The sequence below is a fragment of the Aeromicrobium sp. genome (assembly GCF_032084975.1).
GTDB lineage: Bacteria > Actinomycetota > Actinomycetes > Propionibacteriales > Nocardioidaceae > Aeromicrobium.
The window spans coordinates 5,607-5,845 of the sequence record NZ_DAMDLR010000114.1 but is presented as its reverse complement, the minus strand read 5'-3'; the positions used below and the strand labels follow the sequence as shown (position 1 = coordinate 5,845).

Below are 239 nucleotides of genomic sequence, written 5' to 3'. Positions count from 1 at the left end.
GTGTCGTTCGGCCGCGGCCGCATCCAGGCCGGGAGCGACCGGAGGGTTGCCCAGCGCGATGCGGGCGGCCTCGAGGATGCGCGGCCCGAAGCGCCGCGTCGTGGTGAGCGCGATCGTGGGGGCTGGGGCTCCGGCGGTCGCGAACTGCGCGGGGAAGCGCGTGATCGCGGCCGGGTCGGCGCCACGGAACCCGTAGATCGCCTGGTCGTGGTCGCCGACGACCACCAGGTCGCGGCCGT

The 239-nt window shown here is 76.2% G+C and carries 1 protein-coding gene; it reads right to left on the bottom strand.

Translation table 11 applies throughout. The features are described from left to right. The coding region (locus tag RT323_RS15750) for a UvrD-helicase domain-containing protein (protein WP_313410132.1) at window positions 1-239 on the bottom strand (239 nt) is incomplete at both ends.